Raw genomic sequence first — 18,598 nt, 5'->3', positions numbered from 1 at the left:
GATCACCCAGGTGCCGCACCGCGCGCACTGGCAGCCGCTCGAATACAACGCCCTGCACGGCGGCATGCAGCGCTGGTTCGATCCGGTGCAGCCGCAGGTGCTGGCCTCGCCCGCCTGGCAGGGCCTCTTGCGGGCCCTGGCCCGCACGGCCAGCGTGCTCAAGGGGGCGCAGCCCTGGTTCATCGAGGCGCACCAGTTCCGCATCGACACCGCGGGCGGCATCGGCCGGCCCACGCCCGAGGGTGCGCACCGCGACGGCGTGGACCTGGTGGCCGTGTTCCTGGTCGACCGTGAGGCGATCAAGGGCGGCGAGACCCGCGTCTTCGAGGCCGAGGGCCGCGCGGGCGAGCGCTTCACGCTGCAGGAGCCCTGGAGCCTGCTGCTGCTGGACGACGAGCGCGTGATCCACGAGACCACGCCGATCCAGCCGGTGGAGGGCAGGGCGGGGCACCGGGATACGCTGGTGCTGACCTGCCGGGCGAAGGGCTTCCAGGGGGCCTGAGGCACCCGCACGAGCGCCACGTTGTAGAAACCGGTACGCGCCCGGGCTGGGGCGGGGGACAGTCGCGGAGTGGCCTACCTCCGTCGCGGTCCGGGCGAGCGCCAACCCGCCCGAGCCGCACAACCCGAACAAGCTGCACAAGCTGCGCAGCGCAGACCTCAGCCCCCCAGACCCCGCAGGAAGAACGCGTCGAACAGCGCCAGCAGGCGCGGGTGTTCCAGCCCGAAGCGCTCGCGGTTGACAAAGTAGGCCTCGCCCGCGACGGCGAAGAACTCGGCGGGGGCCGTGGCGCCGTAGGGGTCCAGCCAGGGCGGCTCGCCGCCGAAGCGCTGGGCGATGATGGTCTTCTCGCGGAAGGCCTCTCACTCGGCCTGCATCACCTGCGGCCAGTCGCGCCGCAGCGCCGTCGTGGGCAGAGGCGGGCAGCCATTGGCGCTGCCGTCGCGCATGTCGATCTTGTGGATGAACTCGTGCACCACCACGTTGTAGCCGTGCTCGGCCGAGAGCCCCGCGCCCGCCACGTCCTGCCAGCTCAGGGTGACCGGGCCGCCCGGCTGCGTCTCGCCGGCGATCACCTCGCGCCACTCGTGCACCACGCCGGCTTCGTCCTGCGCCGTGCGCGGTGCCAGCACCTGGCCGGGATGCACCACGATGCCCACGAAGTCCTCGTACCACTGCAGGCCCAGGTGCAGCACGGGCAGCACCGCCTGCGCGGCGATCGCGATGGCCATGGCGTCGCTCACCACCAGGCCGTTCGCGCCGGTGAATTCCTTGTCGGCGAGGAAGCGCCCCGTCATCGCCCGCAGCGCCTGCAACTCGGCGGCCGGCCGGCGGGCGAGGAAGGGGTGGTCGCGCAGCACGCGCTCCCAGTGCGGCCCGGGGATCTCGCGCGCCGGGCGGGCGGCACGGCGCAGCCAGCCGAACATCTCAGGCCAGCGCGATGCGCTGCGCGCCCGCGGCGGACAGGCGCAGCGCTTGCAGCCGGGGCGGCTGCGCCGCCGCGTCCCAGTCGCTGAGCACGATGCGCTCGCGCCCGCCGGCCAGCGCATGCGTGGCGGGGCGGTGGGTGTGGCCGTGCACCATGGCGCGGGCGTCCGCAGCGTCCAGCCAGGCCTGCACGGCGGCGGCGTCCAGGTCGGCGTACTGCTCGGGGCCCTGCTCGCGCTTGCGGGCCTCGCTCTGGCGCCGCATCTCGCGGCCCAGGGCCTCGCGCTCGGCAGCGGGGCGGGCCAGGAAGGCCTGCTGCCAGGCCGCGTCCCGCACCTGGGCGCGGAAAGCCATGTAGTCGGTGTCGTCCAGGCACAGCGCGTCCCCGTGCGTGAGCACGACACGCTGGCCTGCGAAGCCCAGCACCGCCGGGTCGGCGAGCAGGGTGGCGCCGCAGGCGCGGGCAAAGCCCTCGCCGATGAGGAAGTCGCGGTTGCCGTGCATCAGGAACACCGGCGCGCGCTGCGCGGTGGCCGCGATCACGGCGGCGCAGTCGGCCGCGAAGCCGGGGGCGGCGGCCAGGTCGTCGCCCACCCAGACCTCGAACAGGTCACCCAGGATGAAGACGGCGTCGGCGGGCGTGGCCGCCATGAACCGCCGCCAGGCCTCGAAGGTGGCGGGCTCGCCGGGTTGCAGGTGCAGGTCGGAGATGAAGTCGACGCTGCGCCAGGCCGGCGGCGCCAGCAGTTCGGTGAACGCCGGGGCAGCCGCGGCCATGGGCAGGGTCAGAGGGCGACGGCCTTCTCGATCACCACGTCGGCCTGGGGCACGTCGTCGTGGAAGCCCTTGCGGCCGGTCTTCACACCCTTGATGCGGTCGACGACGTCGGTGCCGGACACGACCTTGCCGAACACCGCGTAGCCCCAGCCGCTGGGGTTCTTGCCGCTGTGGTTGAGGAAGTCGTTGTCGGCCACGTTGATGAAGAACTGCGCGGTGGCGGAGTGCGGGTCGCTGGTGCGGGCCATGGCGACGGTGTACTTGTCGTTCTTCAGGCCGTTGGCGGCCTCGTTCTCGATCGGCGCGTCGGTGGGCTTCTGGCCCATGCCGGGGGTGAAGCCGCCGCCTTGCACCATGAAGCCGTTGATCACGCGGTGGAAGACGGTGCCGTCGTAGTGGCCCTTCTTCACGTAGCTGAGGAAGTTCTCGGTCGACCTGGGGGCCTTCTCGGCGTCGAGTTCGAGGGTGACGGTGCCGTAGCCGGCGATGTGGAGTTCGACCTGGGGGTTGCTCATGGGAAGCCTCACTTCTTGACGATGGTGGCGGACTGGATGACGACCGGCGTCTGCGGCACGTCGGTGGGGAAGGGGCCGCCGGATCCGGTGGGCACGGCCTTGATCTTGTTGATGGTGTCCATGCCGCTGACGACCTTGCCGAACACGGTGTAGCCGTACAGCTGGGCGGCGTTCAGCAGCTGCGAACGCGGCACGTTCTCATAGGTGCGGCCGTGGTACTCGAACTTCTTCACCGGGTCGCCCGGCGGCAGGGGCACCGGGTCCAGGAAGGGGTTGTCCTTCACGTTGATGAAGAACTGCGCGGTGGCCGAGTTCGGATCGTTGGTGCGCGCCATGGCCAGCGTGCCCACGGTGTTGTGCGGGCCGCCGCGCTCCAGGGCCTCGCGCCCCTCGTGGGGCACCGGCGCGCGCGTGGGCTTCTCGTTGTACTTGGCGTCGTAGCCGCCGCCCTGCACCATGAAGTTCTCGATCACGCGGTGGAAGATGGTGCCGTCGTAGTGCTTGTCGCGCACGTACTGCAGGAAGTTCGCCACGGTCTTGGGCGCCTTGTCGGGGTAGACCTCGACCGTGAAGTCGCCCTGCGTGGTGACGAACTTGACGCGGGGCGCGTCCTCGGCGGCGGAGGTGGTCATCGGCAGCGCGAGCGCGAGCGCGCACGCACAGGCCGCGAGGGCGGCGCTGCGGCGGGTGAGGCTGTGCTTCAAGCGGGTCTCCAGGGTTGGCAGGCGTGCAATGGTAGCGGGGCCCGGGCAGGCGTGCGGCCGGCGGGGTCAGCGCGCGGCGGCGGAGGCGGACGACGCTGCAGGGGCGGCCGGCGCAGCGGCAGGCACCGCGGGCCGGGCCGGGCCGAAGAGCTGGCGCACCTGGGCCAGCTTGGCGCCCGCGCCCGTGCCATCGGGGCCCAGCTGCTGGGCCCGCGTGTACGCTTGCGCGGCGAGCCGCAGGTACACGTCGCCCAGGTTCTCGTAGGCGGTGCCGTAGCCGGGGTTGGCGCGCACCGCGGATTCGAGCGCCGCGCGGGCCTTGTCGTAGTCGCCCGTGGCGGCGTAGAGCGCGGCCAGGTTGTTGTAGGGCTCCGGCAGCTCGGGGAAGTCCTGCGTGAGCTCGGTGTAGGCCTGCACGGCTTCACTGCGGCGGCCGAGGTCGGCCAGCAGCACGCCCTTGAGGAAGCGCAGGCGCGCGTCGCGCGGCGTCGTGGTGATGGCCTGCTCGGTGCGGGCCAGTGCCTGCGCCGGCTGGCCGGCCTTCATGAGTTGCTGGATGTCGCTGAAGTCATCGGCCAGCGCCGGCAGCGTCAGCAGGGCGAGGGCGGCCAGGACGAGGTGGCGGACGCGGGCGCGGTTCATGAAGCGGGGCCTTATACTGCGACCGATTGTAGCCGTGCGACCCGCGCGCACCGCCTCCCCACCACATCCCAATGAGCCTGCGCATCTACAACACGCTGACGCGTGCACTGGAAGAGTTTTCGCCGATCGAGCCGGGCCATGTGCGGATGTACGTCTGTGGTGTCACGGTGTACGACAGGCCGCACATCGGCAACGTGCGCTCCGCCGTGGCCTTCGACGTCGCCCGCCGCTGGATGCAGGCGTCCGGCCTGCGCGTCACCTTCGTGCGCAACATCACGGACATCGACGACAAGATGATCCGCCGCGCGGTCGAGAACGGCGAGACCGTGCGGGCCCTGGCCGAGCGCATGACCGCGCTCATGTACCAGGACTACGACGCCCTGGGCATCCTGCGTCCTACGCACGACCCGCGCGCCACCGACTACATCCCGCAGATGGTGGAAATCTGCAGCCTGCTCGAATCCCGGGGCCTGGCCTACCGCGCCAGCGGCGGCGACCTGAACTTCGCGGTGCGCGCACTGCGCGGCTACGGCAAGCTCTCGGGCAAGCCGCTGGACGAACTGCGGGCCGGCGAGCGCGTCGCCGTGCAGGAGGACAAGCAGGACCCGCTGGACTTCGTGCTGTGGAAATCGGCCAAGCCCAGCGAGCCGCAGGACGCCAAGTGGGAGAGCCCCTTCGGCCTGGGCCGCCCCGGCTGGCACATCGAGTGCTCGGCGATGGCGCGCGCGCTGCTCGGCCAGCCGATCGACATCCATGGCGGCGGCATCGACCTGGTGTTCCCGCACCACGAGAACGAGGTCGCGCAGAGCGAGGGCGCCTTCGAGGTGCCGCTGGCGCGCGTGTGGATGCACAACGGCTTCCTCAACATCGACGGCGAGAAGATGTCCAAGTCGCTGGGCAACTTCTTCTCGCTGCCCGAGGTGCTGGCGCACTACGACGCCGAGACCGTGCGCTTCTTCCTGGTCCGCGGCCACTACCGCAGCGAGCTGGGCTGGAGCGACAAGCACCTGGACGACGCGCGGGCCAGCCTGCGCCGCCTGTACACTGCGCTCGACGGGGTCACGCCCGAGCCGGCCGCCATCGACTGGTCCGAGGGCCATGCCGCGCGCTTCAAGGCCGCGATGGACAACGATTTCGGCACGCCCGAGGCCGTGGCGGTGCTGTTCGAGCTGGCCGCCGAAGTCAACCGCACGCGCTCGCCGCGCCTGGCCGGGCTGCTGGCTGCGCTGGGCGGCACGCTGGGCCTGCTGCAGTCGGACCCCAAGGCCTTCCTGCGCGCGGGCACGGCCGTGGACGCCCAGGCCGTGGAGCGCCTGATCGAGGCGCGTGCCGCAGCCAAGAAGGCGCGCGACTTCGCCGAGGCCGACCGCATCCGCGCCGACCTGCTGGCCCAGGGCATCGTGCTCAAGGATTCGCCCACGGGCACGACCTGGGAGGCCGCCTCTTGAGCGCAGCACCCGAAGAGCCGGTGGTGTTCACCACGCCGGGCTACTGGGAGGAGGCCTGCCGCCACCTCTCTCGCAAGGACCGCGTGATGAAGCGGCTGATCCCGCAGTTCGGCGACGCCTGCCTGCAGTCGCGCGGCGACGCCTTCACCACGCTGGCGCGCAGCATCGTGGGCCAGCAGATCTCGGTCAAGGCCGCGCAGACCGTGTGGGACCGCTTCGCCAAGCTGCCGCGCCGCATGGCACCGGCCAACGTGCTCAAGCTCAAGGTCGACGACATGCGCGAGGCCGGCCTGTCGGCGCGCAAGATCGAATACCTGGTCGACCTGGCCCTTCACTTCGACTCCGGTGCGATCCACGTCGATTCCTGGAAGGACATGGGCGACGAGGACATCATCGCCGAGCTGGTCGGCATCCGCGGCATCGGCCGCTGGACGGCCGAGATGTTCCTCATCTTCCACCTGATGCGTCCCAACGTCCTGCCCCTGGACGACGTGGGCCTCATCAACGGCATCAGCCGCAACTATTTCTCGGGCGAGGCCGTCAGCCGCAGCGATGCGCGCGAGGTGGCCGCCGCCTGGGCCCCCTACTGCAGCGTCGCCACTTGGTATATTTGGCGCTCGCTGGACCCCCTGCCGGTCGAGTACTGACGGTACAACACCCCCGAGGAGCACACACCTTGGCCAAGAAAACCTTTCTGGATTTCGAGCAACCCATCGCGGAGCTGGAGTCCAAGATCGAGGAACTTCGCTACGTACAGACCGAATCCGCGGTCGACATTTCCGAAGAGATCGACCAGCTGTCCAAGAAGAGCCAGCAGCTCACCAAGGACATCTACAGCGAGCTCTCGCCCTGGCAGATCACCAAGATCGCGCGCCATCCCGAGCGGCCCTACACGCTGGACTACGTGAACGAGATCTTCACGGACTTCATCGAGCTGCACGGCGACCGCCACTTCGCGGACGACCTCTCCATCGTCGGCGGCCTGGCCCGCTTCAACGGCAACGCCTGCATGGTGATCGGCCACCAGAAGGGTCGCGACACCAAGGAGCGCGGCCTGCGCAACTTCGGCATGAGCCGGCCCGAGGGCTACCGCAAGGCGCTGCGCCTGATGAAGACGGCCGAGAAGTTCAAGCTGCCGGTGTTCACCTTTGTCGACACGCCCGGCGCCTACCCCGGCATCGACGCCGAGGAGCGCGGCCAGTCCGAAGCGATCGGCCGAAACATCTTCGAGATGGCGCAGCTGGAAGTGCCCATCATCACCACCATCATCGGCGAGGGCGGCTCCGGCGGCGCGCTGGCCATCGCCGTGGGCGACCAGGTGCTGATGCTGCAGTACTCGATCTATTCCGTCATCAGCCCCGAGGGCTGCGCCTCCATCCTCTGGAAGACGGGCGAGAAGGCGCAGGAAGCGGCCGACGCCATGGGCATCACCGCGCACCGCCTCAAGGCCCTGGGCCTGGTGGACAAGATCGTGAGCGAGCCGGTGGGCGGCGCCCACCGCGACCACAAGCAGATGGCGGCCTTCCTCAAGCGCGCGCTCAACGACGCCTGGCGCCAGCTCGCGGACCTGAAGCCGCGCGAACTGCTGGACCGCCGCTACGACCGCCTGCAGGGCTGCGGCCGCTTCAACGACACCAAGGCCGAGGCCCGCTGAAGCCCGGCCTCAGCGCAGGTCGAAGACCAGCTCGGTCTCCAGCGTGCGCGTGCCCTCCTGGGGCTGGAACAGCCAGCCCTGCACGGCTTCCACGCTCGCCCGGTTGAGCGAGCGCAGCGTGCTCTCCAGCACGCGCACATTCCCCGTCCTGCCGTCCGGCAGCACCTCGAACTGGACGCGCACCGTGCCCCGCAGGCCCTGGCGGATCTGCTCGGGCCGCAGCTTCGGCATGCCGGTCTGCACGGGCACGGGATCGCCCGACGGGCGTGAGGCGCTGGCCGCGACAGCGGCCGGGGCGGCCCCGGTGCCCGAGGCGCCGGGCAGCGGAGCGAGGCCGGTGACTCGCGACGCGGCGGACGCGGCGGCACCTCCGGCCGTCGCGACCGCGCTGGACGGGGCGGATGCGCTGGCGCGCGGGGCCGCGCCGGAGGCCCCGCGGGCGGCCGCAGCCGCAGGGCCCGCGCCGGGCACAGGCACCGCCGCCGCTTCGGGACCTGGCGCCGTGCCCGCCGGACCGGGCGCACGCGCGCTGGCGCTGGCCGGGCCCGTGCCGCGGGAGGGGGCGGATGCCGCCTTGGCGGGCTGTGCGGCGGGGGCTGCCGGCCTGGCGTGGCGCAGGATGAAGCGGAAGGGCGCGTCGGCTGCGCGGTGCATCGTCTCCGAGGCGGCGGACACCGCGGGCACCGCGGCCTGGGCCAGGGCGGCGCCGGGGTTCAGGAGCAGCAGGCCCAGGACCAGCGGCGCAAGCGGGGCGGGGGCACGCATGGGGCGCGATTCTCTGCGGCCCCGGCGACCCGGGCCGTCCACCCGGGCGCCAGCCGCATAATTTCACATGCACGCGCGTCCACCGTCCCCATGTCCCTCACCCTGGACCAGGCCCTAGAGCGCTTCCAGCCGGCCCTGCCGCTGGCCGTGGCGCTGAGCGGTGGCGCCGATTCCTGTGCCTTGCTGGTGGCCTGCGCGCGCCGCTGGCCCGGGCAGGTGCGCGCCCTGCACGTGCACCACGGCCTGCAGCCGGCCGCGGACGGCTTCCAGGCGCACTGCGAGGCGCTGTGCCGTTCGCTGGACCTTCCCTTGCACACCCTGCACGTGGACGCGCGCCACGCGGCCGGGGAGAGCCCCGAGGATGCCGCGCGCCGGGCCCGCTACGCCGCGCTCGCGGCGGCGGCGCACGAGGCCGGCTGTGCCATGGTGGCCCTGGCCCAGCACGCGGACGACCAGGCCGAGACCCTGCTGCTGGCGCTCTCCCGCGGCGCCGGCCTGGCGGGCCTGGCGGGCATGCGCCCGGACTGGACCGCCGGCGGCATGCGCTTCGCGCGGCCGCTGCTGGACGTGCCGGGCGCCGCCTTGCGCGAGTTCCTGCGGTCCCAGGCCATCGCCTGGGTCGAGGATCCCAGCAACCAGGACGTGCGCTTCACGCGCAACCGCATCCGGGCCCGGCTGACGCCGGCGCTGGACCAGGCCTTCCCGGGCTTTCGCGACACCTTCGCCCGCAGCGCCCGCCATGCCGCCCAGGCCCAGGCCCTGCTGGAGGAGTTCGGCGCGCTGGACCTGGCGGCCGCCGGCGCGCCGCCCCGCCTGCAGGCCCTGCGTGCGCTCGGCCGGGCACGCCAGGCCAACCTGCTGCGGCACTGGCTGCGCAGCGTCCACGGCACCCAGGCCAGCGAGGCGCAGATGGAGGAACTGCTGGACCAGGTGCAGGCCTGCACCACCCGTGGCCATGCGATCCGCCTCAAGGTGGGCCTGGGCTTCGTCACCCGCGACGGCGAGCGGCTCGCCTACACCGCCTCGGTATAATCCCGGGGTTTTGCCGCTCTGCAGCGCCCGTCTTCGGGGCCCGCGCCGCGCGGCCTGAACGGCACCCCGGCCTGGCCGGTTCCCCGTCCTTCCTCCTCCCTTCGAATGGCACTGATCGTTCACAAATACGGCGGCACGTCCATGGGCTCCACGGAGCGCATCCGCAACGTCGCCAAGCGCGTGGCCAAGTGGCACCGCGCCGGCCACCAGATGGTGGTCGTGCCCAGCGCAATGAGCGGCGAGACCAACCGGCTGCTCGGCCTGGCCAAGGAGCTCTCGCCCCCGAAGCAGACCGACGAGCTGCTGCGCGAGCTGGACATGCTGGCCTCCACCGGCGAGCAGGTCTCGGTCGGCCTGCTGGCGATCGCGCTGCAGGCCGAGGGCGTGCCCGCGGTCAGCTTCGCCGGCTGGCAGGTGCCCATCCACACCAACAGCGCCTACACCAAGGCCCGCATCGAGTCCATCGAGGACCGCAAGGTGCGCGCCGAGCTCGAGGCCGGCAAGGTGGTCATCATCACCGGCTTCCAGGGCGTGGACGACAAGGGCCACATCACCACCCTGGGCCGCGGCGGCAGCGACACCTCCGCCGTGGCGGTGGCGGCGGCCATGAAGGCGGCCGAGTGCCTGATCTACACCGACGTGGACGGCGTCTACACGACCGACCCGCGCGTGGTGCCCGAGGCCCGCCGCCTGCAGACCGTGAGCTTCGAGGAGATGCTGGAGATGGCCTCCATGGGCTCCAAGGTGCTGCAGATCCGCTCGGTGGAATTCGCCGGCAAATACAAGGTGCCCCTGCGCGTGCTGTCGAGCTTCACGCCCTGGGACATCGCGATCGAGGAAGAGGCCAAGTCCGGCACCCTGATCACTTTTGAGGAAGACACGCAAATGGAACAAGCCGTCGTTTCCGGCATCGCCTTCAACCGCGACGAAGCCAAGATTTCCGTGCTCGGCGTGCCCGACAAGCCCGGCATCGCCTACAACATCCTGGGCGCGGTGGCCGACGCGAACATCGAGGTCGACGTCATCATCCAGAACATCTCCAAGGATGGGAAGACCGACTTCAGCTTCACGGTGCACCGCAACGACTACGCCCGCACCGTGGACCTGCTCAAGGGCAAGGTGCTGCCCAGCCTGGGCACCGACAGCATCGAGGGCGACACCCGCATCTGCAAGGTGAGCATCGTGGGCATCGGCATGCGCAGCCACGTGGGCATCGCCAGCAAGATGTTCCGCGCGCTGTCCGAGGAAGGCATCAACATCCAGATGATCTCCACCAGCGAGATCAAGACCTCCGTCGTCATCGACGAGAAGTACATGGAGCTGGCGGTGCGCGCGCTGCACCGCGCCTTCGACCTGGACCAGCCGACGGCCTGAACGGATGGGGTGCCCGGCCGTCCCGCCGGGCGCCGGATGGGGCATAATGTGGCCCTCAGGAAACGTGACCGAGTGGCCGAAGGTGCTCCCCTGCTAAGGGAGTATGGGGTGTAGAGCCTCATCGAGGGTTCGAATCCCTCCGTTTCCGCCAGAGACCCGACCCCGCCAGCCCATCGCTGGCGGGGTTTTTTCTTGGCCGGTCCCCTGTGAAAGCATCCTGCGCCGGGTTGCGGCCGCCGCTGAGCTGGCCGGCCCCGCCACCTGGGCGACATCGCTGCCTTGACGCTCGCGACCGCGGGCGGACACACTGCCTGCAGGAGACACACGGCATGTACAAGGACTTCGATCTCAGCGGCCAGGGCGTCGTCATCACCGGTGGCAACGGCGGCATCGGGCTGGGCATGGCGCGGGCGCTGCTGGCGGCCGGCGCGCGGGTGAGCATCTGGGGTTCCAATCCCGGCAAGACCGAGGCCGCCGCGGCCGGGCTGGCCCAGGGCTGCGGCGACGCGGCGCGGGTGCAGTACCAGGTCTGCGACGTGGGCGAGGAGGCACAGGTCGAGGCCGCCTTCGCCGCGAGCGCGGCCTGGCTGGGCCGCGTGGACGCCTGCTTCGCCAACGCCGGCGTGTCCAGCAAGGGCACGCCGCTCACCGAGATGAGCCTGGACGAGTTCCGCCGTGTCCAGCGCATCAACGTGGAGGGCGTGTTCCTCACCTTCCGCGCGGCGGCGCGGCACATGGCGGCGCACGGGCAGGGCGGCTCACTGGTCGCTACCGCGAGCACCGCGGCTATCGAGGGCGCGGCGCGCAACAGCCACTACGGCGCGTCCAAGGGCGCGGTGACCTCGATGGTGCGGGCGCTGGCGGTGGAGCTGGCGCGCCACCGCATCCGCGTCAATTCCATCCTGCCGGGCTGGATCGTCACCGACATGACGGAGAAGTCGGTCGGCAACCCGAAGTTCGCCGATGCCGTGATGCCGCGCATCCCGGCGCGTCGCTGGGGCAGCATCGACGATTTCGGCGGCATCGCCGTGTACCTCGCGAGCCGCGCCTCCGCCTACGCCACGGGCGAGCAGTTCGTCATCGACGGCGGCTACACCAAGTTCTGAGCCAGCGCGCCCGCCACGGCGGGGCGCAGCCGCTGCCAGCACAGGGCGTAGGCCGCCGCGCTGGGGTGGACGCCATCGCGCGCGTAGTAGCGAGCGGGCTCGGCGGAGAAGGGGTCCTCGCCGGCCTCGCAAAAGAAGTCCACGAAGCGCGCGCCCTGCCGTGCGCAGGCCGCGCGGTAGAGGCGCACGGCGCGCCGGGTGCGCAGGCTGACCCACCAGCCCAGCGGTCGCAGGAAGAGCGGCGCCAGGCCCACGTTGGCCATGCCGGCCCACACCACCCGTCCCGACCGGCCGCGCAAGGTCGCCAGCAGCGCATCGGCGCTGGCGGCCAGCGCGGGCCAGGGGGTGCGCTGCAGCACGTCGTTGCCGCCGCCCAGCACCAGCACCAGGTCCCAGGGCCCCTGCGCCGCCGCCTGCCGGGCCTGCGCCAGCATGTCGGCCACCCGCGCGCCGGACGCGCTCAGGTTCAGCACGTGGGCCTGCGGGTGCTCGCGCGCCAGCAGGGCGGCGATCGAGTCCCGCCCGGGGTCCGCGCCCACGCCCACGCCCGTGCTGTCGCCCAGCACCAGCACGCGCCGCAGCGGCTCCCCGACCGGGCGCGACCAGGCGCCGCGCGCGGCGGCGGCATCGGCCCGCGCCCGCGCGATCCCGTCCAGCTGGCGCCGGGCGGCATCGGCCATGGCGAGCCCGGCGGCGGCGGCCAGCAGCCAGCCGGCGTGTCGCGGCCAGGCCGGGGGAGCGAAACGGTGGAATGAGGCGGGGCGGAACATGGCGACAGCATGGCCGCGGCCGCGGCCGGCCCCTGTGCGGCGCCGGCGCCAGCCCCTGTAGTGAAAGCGGGAAGGACCCTTGCGGCGGCGCAGGCGCGGCAGCTGACGGCCTGCGCTGACACGGGCGCGCGAGGCCGCGACCGCACGGGGAGGGCGGTGGCCCGGCTGGGGCGACCGGGCCGCGAGCGGCTCAGAAGCGCCGCGCCAGCGTGAAGAACAGGCGCGGGTTGCGGTCGCGCGAATCGCTGGTGGCGGTGCCGCCATGGGTGCGCGTGGCCAGCGTGGCCTCCGCCGTCCACACGCCTTGGAGGTAGCGCGCCCCGGCGCCGGCCGCCCCCACGCTGCGGCCCGCCGCAGCGCTGCTGCCCCAGGGCCTGGCGTTGGTGGTGGCATGGCCGGCGTCCACGAACAGGAAGGGCGTGAAGGCCCCCAGCGCATGGCGCAGCTCCAGCTGGCCCAGCCACCCCTGGTCGCCGGTGCCTTCGCCAAGCGGGTAGGCGCGCACACCGTAGAAGCCGCCCAGGTTGAACTTCTCGGAGGCGTCCAGGTTCTTGCTCGCCCACTGGCCCGAAAAGCGCCCGTAGGCGCTGAAGCCGGCCGGCAGGGCCTGGATGCGGGCCACGTCCAGGTTCAGGCGCGAGAAGCTGCCGGCCGTCTTCGCGCCGGCGGCGTCCGCGGCGGCCGCTGCGTCGTCCAGATGCAGGTGGCCCAGCGTGAGCGTCAGCGAGCCGTAGCTCACGCCGCCGCCCAGCAGCGTGTCGCGCCGGTCGAACTGCAGGGCCAGCGGCAGTGCCTGGCTGCGCTTGTCGACGGTGGTGGACACGGCGCGGTAGTCGTCGCGCAGCTTCTTCGCCGTCAGGCCCGCGCTGAGCAGCAGGTTGGCCGCCTGCGAGCGCACCAGCGGATAGCTCACGCCCAGGGTCAGCACGTCCGCCACGCCCACCGCGTCCAGCGCACTGAACTGGGCCGCCAGCTGGTAGCTGGTGTGCGCGAGGCCGGCATGGCCGCGCCAGCCCGAGGCGTCCAGGGGCCACTCGTAGTCGGCCGAGCCCAGCCACAGCGATTCGTTGGTGACCATGCCGTTGAGCGTCACCTTGTCGCCGTAGCTGAAGGGGCTGTTGATCGCCACCATGCCGTGCACCCGGTATTCGCCGGTGGAGCGCGGGCCGGTGTTGTCCAGGCCGGCTTCGCCGCTCACGTGGCTCACGCGTTCGGTGTACACGTCCAGGTCGGCCTCGCCCTGGGCCGCGCCGGGACGGATCACCGGGCGGATCTTCATCCCCGGCTGGTCGTCCAGGATCAGCAGCGTGCGCTCCAGCGGGGCGTTGCGGATCGCGTCGCCGCGCTGCAGCCCCGCGTCCAGGAAGGGCTGGGCGCCAGCCGCATCGCCGGGCTTGCCCGGCAGGGTCTGGGCGCGCACCGTGCCCCAGCGGCCTTCCTGGACCTGGATGCGCAGCACCCCGTCCTTCAGGTCCTGCGGGGCCAGCCAGGCCTGCGCGAAGGGGTAGCCCGCCGCGCGGTAGGCCGCGGTCACGCGAGCCGCCAGCGCCTCCAGGCCGGCCATGTCCAGGGCCTGGCCCTGAACCTTGCCGAGCTTCGAGAGCAGCGTGTCGGTGTCCAGTGCGCGGTTGCCTTCGATGACGACCTGGCGCAGCGTGACCGTGGCGCCGCCGGGGGCTGGCGCGGGCGTGGCGGTGCCCGGCAGGGTCGGCAGCACCGAGGCCTTGTCCTGCGGGGCCTGGGGCGGCGTGGCGCCCTGCAGGCCCGCCTGCTGGGCCTGGGCGGGAACGGCCCAGGCGGCGAGCGCCAGGGCCAGGGAGGTGGCGAGGATGTTCCTGTTCATGAAAGTCTGCTGTCTCAGTTGCCCAGGGCGCGCATGACCTGCACGCCGCTGCGGTTGACACCGGTGTCGACCACGAACACGTCCAGCGGGCCGTTCGCGCTGGGGACGGTGACGTTGTTGACGTTGAGTTCGCTGCCGCCCTTGCGGCTGCCGTCCGCGTTGGCTTCGACGAAGTTGAGCGCGCCCGCGGCCGGGCTGCTGGCTTGCGCGGCGGCGGCGCGTTCCTCGCGCGCGGTGTCGCCCGAACGGGCCGGGGCCGGGCTTGCGCCGGCTTCGGGTGCGGCCGCAGGCGCAGCGGCGCTGGCGAAGCCGGCAGGCGCTGCCGAGGAGGCCGCGCCGGCGGTGCTGCCCGGCAGGGCCTGCGTCGCAGCGCCCAGCGTGATGTAGTTCAGGCTGCCCATGCCGGTGGATGCGGTGTCCGCGCCCAGGGCCTGCGCCGCGTTGTCGGCGAAATTCGGCACGACGATGGGCGCGACCAGTTGCGGCAGGGGCGGCAGCGGCGCCGGCGCGGGCGCCGGCTGGCTGTCGACCGCGACGATGGCCAGCTGGCCGTCGATGGCGGTGATCTGGTAGTTCGGGTTGGACAGCGCGGTCGCATTGATGCGGTAGCTGCCGGGCGCTTCGCCCGGCGCGCGCGTGAGCGCGCCCAGGCCGTCCTGGCCGACCAGATTGCCCTGCACCAGTCGGTAGGTGAGGGCGGGGTCGGGCGCACCCTGCAGCTTGGACTGGTCATCCGCCGCGACCGTCAGCGGCCGCGGGGCGATGCGAAGCGCGCCGTCCACGAAGCTGATGACGTAGTTGCCGTTGTCCAGGTTACCCCGGGTGATGCCGTAGCTGCCCACGTTGCTGTACGGGGTGGCAATGGTGGCGAGGCTGCCCGAGAGCGTGTCGCCGTTGACCAGGCTGCCCGCGGTGACCTGGAAGCTCAGCGCGGGGTTGCTGTCGCCGTAGACCTTGGTCTTGTCATCGGCCGTGACCGAAATGGGCCGGCCGTTCACCGCCAGGGTGCCATTGGTGAAGCTGATGACGTAGTTGGCGTTGCCCAGCGTGCCGCGGGTGATGTCGTAGCGTCCGACGTCGCTGTACTGGGTGGCGCTGGTGGCGACGCCGCCCGAGAGCGTGTCGCCGTTGACCAGGCTGCCCGCGGTGACCTGGTAGCTCAGCGTGGGGTTGCTGTCGCCGTAGACCTTGGTCTTGCCATCGGCCGTGACCGAGATGGGTCGGCCGTTCACCGTCAGGGTGCCATTGGTGAAGCTGATGATGTAGTTGGCGTTGCCCACCGTGCCGCGGGCGATGTCGTAGTGGCCCACGTCGCTGTACTGGGTGGCGCTGGTGGCCACGCCGCCCGAGAGCGTGTCGCCGTTGACCAGGCTGCCCGAGGTGACCTGGAAGCTCAGCGTGGGGTTGTTGTCGCCGTAGACCTTGGTCTTGTTGTCGGCCGTGACGGTGATCGACCGGCCGTTGACCGTGAGCGTGCCAGGCGCGTAGGTGATGACGTAGTTGCCCGGGTCGAAGGTGCCGCCCGTGGCCGCGCTGGGCACGATGTCGTAGCTGCCGACGTTCGCGCCGACGGCCGCGCCCGTGCTCGATTCCGACACCGAGCCCACGGTCTCGCCGTGCTTCAGGCCGGTGGGCGTGAAGGCGGTGCCGGCGAAGCTGGCGAGGTCGCCATAGGTCTTGGAGGCGTTGCTGGCGGTGAGCGTGAGCGCAGCCTTCCAGATGTCGGCGCTCAGGCCGCTGGGCGTGGACGCCAGGGTGTAGTTGCCGGCATCGGCGCCGGTGAAGCCGGTGACGGTGACGGCCTGGGCGTTGGCGCTCAGGTGGTTGGCATCCACGGTGCCCGCAAGGTAGGTCGAGGTGGCATTGGGCGAGCTGAAGCCGCCCAGTGCGTTCACCACGTCGCCGGCGATGAAGTCGGAGGATCGCAGCGTGGCCGTCGTCGTGCCGTCGTAGTACTTGGAGTCCACGCTCAGGTTGGACACGCTCTTCTTGTTGATGACGTACTTGCCGTAGTAGCCGATGGCATAGCTGTTGGCCGCCGGGGCCGGGTAGACGCCGTTCACGGCCGCGTTGATCGGGCCGTAGGTGGCGGGCGAGCCACCGATGTTGTAGGTGCCGGCGTTCTTGCTGGAGGTCGAGAAGCTCACCAGCCCGCCCGCGCCCGCGAAGGCGTCCAGGCTCAGGCCGCTGGGCAGCGAGCTGGCACCGCCGCCGATCTTCACCTTGAGGTCGGTGGTCGTGTAGCCGGTGGCGGACGTCCAGGGGTCCAGGGTGCTGCGGTCGATGGCGGTGAGGCCGTCGTAGGTCCGGCTGCCGCCCGCCAGCACGTAGATCGCGTTCTGGGCGTTCACCAGGGCGCCGTACGAGGCGTAGAGGTTGGAGTTGTTGCCGCCCGGCAGCTGGGTGGAGAAGTAGCCGCAGTTCGGGTAGGCGGAGTTGCAGCCGCTGTTCGGCGGCTGGTACTGGAACGCGTTGCCCAGGATGTTACCGTTGATGTCGATGACGATCTGGGCGACCGAGGGCGCGAGGAAGATCAGCTGGTCCAGGCTGCCGTTGTTCACCAGGTTGATCGCGCTGGTGGGGAAGTTCGGGTTGATGCCGGTGACCTGGATGTAGCCGCTGGTGGGCGAGGTCTCGATCTTGGTCAGCGTGTTGGAGATGGGCGCGAACTTCACGCCGAAGGTGCCCGTGTCGTTGGCCGCGGTGGCGTCGCCCGTGATCAGCACGTTGCCGCCGCCGGACGAAATCGTCGTGCTGTCGGCGATGTAGACGGCGTCGACCTTGTTGTTGCCGCTCTGGGGGATGTGCGACTGGCCGTTGATCACGATGTTGCCGCCCCCGGCGCGGATCGCGGTGCCGGTGCCGATCAGCACGGCCGGGTTCAGCGTTGCGCCCTCGTCCAGGTTCTGCGCATAGCCGATGCCGTTGAGCTGGCTGCCGCCGGTGAGGGCGCCGCCGATGAGGATGTCGCCGCCGTTGGAGCCCAGGTTGGCCTTGACGCTCACCCCGCCGACGTTGCCGCCTGCGTTGGCCGAGCTCAGCGTGATGTCCAGCTTGCCGGCCGTCGAGGTGATGGGCTGGTTGACCAGCACGCTGTGGTCGGCGCGCAGCACCAGCGCGGCGTCGCCGCCGGCCGTCTTGGCGATGGGACTGGCGACCGTGATGTCGCCCAGGCCAGTGCCGGTGCTGCCATAGCCTGCGTTGGCGCTGGCCGTGGTGACGGTGACGCTGGTGCCCCCGTTCAGGCTGTTCGAGATGGTGGTGGCGGCCGCGAGGTCGATGGTGTAGTCGTACGGGTCGACCAGCCATTCGCCACCCCGGCCGGCGGGCGCGGCGGCGCTGACCTGCAGGCCGGGCAGGTTCTGCACCGCCGCGCCGGAGGTCTCGATGAAGCCGCCGTCGCCGCCCCGGGGCGCGCTGGCGTCCAGGGTGCCGCCGATGCGGGCCGTCCCCGACTGCATGTCCGCGATCAGGCGGATCTCGCCCTTCTCGCCGCTGGCCAGGGTCTGGGCGCGGACCACGCCGGTGTTGTTCACGGTGGCGCTGGCCAGCGCATCCACGGCCCGGGCCGTGAGGTACACCCGGCCGCCGTCGGCGCGGATCGCGCCGCCGTTGTCCACCAGCGCGTCCAGCACGCCGGCGTTCACCTGCAACTGCGCCGGGCCGCCCAGGTCCAGGGTGACGTCACGGGCGGCCGCGAGCAGGACGGCGCCGCCGTCGGCCGTGATGCTGCCGGTGTTCACCACCTGGGCGGCGATCAGCGCGACCGCGCCGCCCTGGGCCCCGCCGGTGGCGGCGAGGCTGCCCTGGTTCACCACCGGGGCCAGGCTGCTGCCCGACAGCCGGTAGCGGCCGGCCATGAAGTCCTCGGTGCCCATCTGCAGCGTGGAGGCCACGATGGCGCCGGCGTTGACCTGGGCCGTGGGCGTGAACAGCACGCCATTGGGGTTGAGCAGGAACAGCTGGCCGTTGGCCTTCACCGCGCCCTGGATGACGGAGACGTCCGCGCCCAGGACCCGGTTCAGCGCGACGGCGGTGCTGGAAGGCTGCACGAAGTTCACGGTCGCGCCCTGGCCCACCGAGAAGGTCTGCCAGTCCACGGCGAGGCGCGAACTGGACTGGTTGACCGTGAGGGTGCTGCCCGACTGGCTGAGGCTGCCCGTTCCGGCGGCCACGCGTCCGCCCGTGGGCAGGGTCTGCGCCTGGGCCCCGCCAGCCGCCAAGGTGGCCAGCAGGGCCAGGCCCGCCGCCGCCACGGCCGACCGTGCCTTGCCCCGCCCTCAGGCCGTTTCCGCCACGGCCTGCCAGGCGCCCATGGCACTGTTCCACACCACTCGATATGTCCGGTTCATCCTCGTCCTCGCTGGGAAATTGCGCCGGCCCGGAAGCGGGCCTCGATGCGATCGCGCTCGTGTCTAAAGCGTTTAATTGTCGTTCATCGCAATTAATATGCAATAAGCGATTTAAACGTGATCTTCATTGTAGAGCTTCAGTCACAAATTGTCACGATCGGGCCGCGACGCGAAGCGGGGAAAAGGC

At 71.5% G+C, this 18,598-nt stretch carries 16 protein-coding genes, 1 tRNA gene and 1 pseudogene; 8 read left to right on the top strand and 10 right to left on the bottom strand.

Annotated features, from left to right (window positions below):
* Positions 1–502 (top strand): 2OG-Fe dioxygenase family protein (locus IM725_RS05825; RefSeq protein WP_193779631.1); only part of this gene is annotated, 502 nt, incomplete at its 5' end.
* A gap of 158 nt (positions 503–660) precedes the next feature.
* Here IM725_RS05825 and IM725_RS05820 read toward each other — a convergent pair.
* The 5 genes and pseudogenes from IM725_RS05820 to IM725_RS05800 form a co-directional block, all read right to left on the bottom strand.
* Positions 661–1,428 (bottom strand): annotated as a pseudogene (locus tag IM725_RS05820) (M90 family metallopeptidase).
* A 1-nt stretch (position 1,429) separates the two neighbouring features.
* Positions 1,430–2,206 carry a UDP-2,3-diacylglucosamine diphosphatase gene (locus IM725_RS05815; RefSeq protein WP_193779630.1) on the bottom strand — a complete coding sequence of 259 codons (777 nt, stop codon included), beginning with the start codon at positions 2,204–2,206 and terminating at the stop codon, positions 1,430–1,432.
* An 8-nt stretch (positions 2,207–2,214) separates the two neighbouring features.
* Complete coding sequence (locus IM725_RS05810) at positions 2,215–2,721, bottom strand: peptidylprolyl isomerase (RefSeq protein WP_193779629.1); 507 nt, start codon at positions 2,719–2,721, stop codon at positions 2,215–2,217.
* Positions 2,722–2,729: 8 nt separating this feature from the next.
* Complete coding sequence (locus IM725_RS05805) at positions 2,730–3,425, bottom strand: peptidylprolyl isomerase (protein ID WP_227753605.1); 696 nt, start codon at positions 3,423–3,425, stop codon at positions 2,730–2,732.
* A gap of 66 nt (positions 3,426–3,491) precedes the next feature.
* Positions 3,492–4,067, bottom strand: a complete 576-nt coding sequence (locus tag IM725_RS05800; protein ID WP_193779628.1) for a tetratricopeptide repeat protein — start codon at positions 4,065–4,067, stop codon at positions 3,492–3,494.
* Between the two features lie 71 nt (positions 4,068–4,138).
* On the opposite strand from IM725_RS05800, the gene cysS reads away from it, so the two are divergent.
* From cysS to IM725_RS05785, 3 genes are read left to right on the top strand one after another with little or no spacing between them, the layout of a single operon-like run.
* Entirely contained in the window at positions 4,139–5,515 is a 1,377-nt protein-coding gene (gene cysS, locus IM725_RS05795; protein WP_193779627.1) for a cysteine--tRNA ligase, read from the top strand.
* Positions 5,512–6,162, top strand: coding sequence for a DNA-3-methyladenine glycosylase family protein (locus IM725_RS05790; protein WP_193779626.1), 651 nt, complete (start codon positions 5,512–5,514; stop codon positions 6,160–6,162). Before cysS ends, IM725_RS05790 begins: the two co-directional genes overlap by 4 nt.
* A gap of 29 nt (positions 6,163–6,191) precedes the next feature.
* On the top strand, positions 6,192–7,169 hold the full coding sequence (locus IM725_RS05785; protein WP_193779625.1) for an acetyl-CoA carboxylase carboxyltransferase subunit alpha: 978 nt from the start codon (positions 6,192–6,194) through the stop codon (positions 7,167–7,169).
* 9 nt (positions 7,170–7,178) lie between these two features.
* On the opposite strand, the gene IM725_RS05780 is transcribed toward IM725_RS05785, so the two are convergent.
* Positions 7,179–7,934 (bottom strand): TonB family protein, encoded by a 756-nt coding sequence (locus IM725_RS05780; protein ID WP_193779624.1) that lies wholly within the window; start codon positions 7,932–7,934, stop codon positions 7,179–7,181.
* Positions 7,935–8,024: 90 nt separating this feature from the next.
* On the opposite strand from IM725_RS05780, the gene tilS reads away from it, so the two are divergent.
* The 4 genes from tilS to IM725_RS05760 all read left to right on the top strand — a co-directional run bounded on the left by tilS (position 8,025) and on the right by IM725_RS05760 (position 11,446).
* On the top strand, positions 8,025–8,966 hold the full coding sequence (gene tilS, locus IM725_RS05775; RefSeq protein ID WP_193779623.1) for a tRNA lysidine(34) synthetase TilS: 942 nt from the start codon (positions 8,025–8,027) through the stop codon (positions 8,964–8,966).
* A 105-nt stretch (positions 8,967–9,071) separates the two neighbouring features.
* Positions 9,072–10,340: an aspartate kinase gene (locus IM725_RS05770; protein WP_193779622.1), complete on the top strand. Its 1,269-nt coding sequence runs from the start codon at positions 9,072–9,074 to the stop codon at positions 10,338–10,340.
* Between the two features lie 58 nt (positions 10,341–10,398).
* Positions 10,399–10,491, top strand: a tRNA-Ser gene (locus IM725_RS05765).
* Positions 10,492–10,669: 178 nt separating this feature from the next.
* Entirely contained in the window at positions 10,670–11,446 is a 777-nt protein-coding gene (locus tag IM725_RS05760; RefSeq protein WP_193779621.1) for an SDR family NAD(P)-dependent oxidoreductase, read from the top strand.
* Here the strand turns inward: IM725_RS05760 and IM725_RS05755 are convergent.
* From IM725_RS05755 to IM725_RS20785, 4 genes are all read right to left on the bottom strand, one after another.
* Positions 11,431–12,216, bottom strand: a complete 786-nt coding sequence (locus IM725_RS05755; RefSeq protein WP_193779620.1) for an SGNH/GDSL hydrolase family protein — start codon at positions 12,214–12,216, stop codon at positions 11,431–11,433. The two genes, IM725_RS05760 and IM725_RS05755, sit on opposite strands and share 16 nt — an antisense overlap.
* A 190-nt stretch (positions 12,217–12,406) precedes the next feature.
* Positions 12,407–14,059, bottom strand: a complete 1,653-nt coding sequence (locus tag IM725_RS05750) for a ShlB/FhaC/HecB family hemolysin secretion/activation protein (RefSeq protein WP_193779619.1) — start codon at positions 14,057–14,059, stop codon at positions 12,407–12,409.
* 14 nt (positions 14,060–14,073) lie between these two features.
* Entirely contained in the window at positions 14,074–18,315 is a 4,242-nt protein-coding gene (locus IM725_RS05745; RefSeq protein ID WP_193779618.1) for a beta strand repeat-containing protein, read from the bottom strand.
* Between the two features lie 24 nt (positions 18,316–18,339).
* Entirely contained in the window at positions 18,340–18,411 is a 72-nt protein-coding gene (locus IM725_RS20785) for an ESPR-type extended signal peptide-containing protein (protein ID WP_193779632.1), read from the bottom strand.
* Positions 18,412–18,598: the final 187 nt, after the last annotated feature.

The organism is Ramlibacter aquaticus (genome assembly GCF_015159745.1).
GTDB lineage: Bacteria > Pseudomonadota > Gammaproteobacteria > Burkholderiales > Burkholderiaceae_C > Ramlibacter > Ramlibacter aquaticus.
This window is presented reverse-complemented; position numbering and strand designations above follow the sequence as displayed.

Coding starts and splice junctions, on each gene's coding strand:
- IM725_RS05815 (WP_193779630.1), bottom strand. CDS start 2,206: ATGGCCGCGGCTGCCCCGGCGTTCACCGAACTGCTGGCGCCGCCGGCC.
- IM725_RS05810 (WP_193779629.1), bottom strand. CDS start 2,721: ATGAGCAACCCCCAGGTCGAACTCCACATCGCCGGCTACGGCACCGTC.
- IM725_RS05800 (WP_193779628.1), bottom strand. CDS start 4,067: ATGAACCGCGCCCGCGTCCGCCACCTCGTCCTGGCCGCCCTCGCCCTG.
- cysS (WP_193779627.1), top strand. CDS start 4,139: ATGAGCCTGCGCATCTACAACACGCTGACGCGTGCACTGGAAGAGTTT.
- IM725_RS05780 (WP_193779624.1), bottom strand. CDS start 7,934: ATGCGTGCCCCCGCCCCGCTTGCGCCGCTGGTCCTGGGCCTGCTGCTC.
- tilS (WP_193779623.1), top strand. CDS start 8,025: ATGTCCCTCACCCTGGACCAGGCCCTAGAGCGCTTCCAGCCGGCCCTG.
- IM725_RS05770 (WP_193779622.1), top strand. CDS start 9,072: ATGGCACTGATCGTTCACAAATACGGCGGCACGTCCATGGGCTCCACG.
- IM725_RS05760 (WP_193779621.1), top strand. CDS start 10,670: ATGTACAAGGACTTCGATCTCAGCGGCCAGGGCGTCGTCATCACCGGT.
- IM725_RS05755 (WP_193779620.1), bottom strand. CDS start 12,216: ATGTTCCGCCCCGCCTCATTCCACCGTTTCGCTCCCCCGGCCTGGCCG.
- IM725_RS05750 (WP_193779619.1), bottom strand. CDS start 14,059: ATGAACAGGAACATCCTCGCCACCTCCCTGGCCCTGGCGCTCGCCGCC.